This is a genomic window from Psychrobacter sp. TB55-MNA-CIBAN-0194 (assembly GCF_040309505.1).
In the GTDB taxonomy this organism is placed as follows: Bacteria; Pseudomonadota; Gammaproteobacteria; order Pseudomonadales; family Moraxellaceae; genus Psychrobacter; species Psychrobacter fozii.
On record NZ_JBEOOW010000415.1, the window covers coordinates 1 to 263 of the forward strand.

A 263-nucleotide genomic window follows, 5' to 3' on the forward strand; every position below is an offset into this window, starting at 1 on the left:
GTTCCTCCACAGGGCGGACGTAAGCATCCACAACAAGAATTCTTGCAAGTGGATACGTCTAAAATTCTGTTTATCTGTGGTGGTGCGTTTGCTGGACTTGAAAAAGTCATTGAGCAACGTGCACACACCGGAACCGGAATTGGCTTTGGTGCCGAAGTAAAAGGCGAAGCGGATAAAGCGACTATTTCACAAATCCTTAGCCAAGTAGAGCCTGGTGATTTAGTGAAGTTTGGTTTAATTCCTGAGTTTATTGGTCGTTTACC

General features: G+C 44.9%; 1 protein-coding gene. It reads left to right on the forward strand.

All coding sequences use genetic code 11. From position 1 onward, the window contains the following. Positions 1 to 263 (forward strand): AAA family ATPase (locus tag AAEY75_RS15695; RefSeq protein ID WP_352260113.1); only part of this gene is annotated, 263 nt, incomplete at both ends.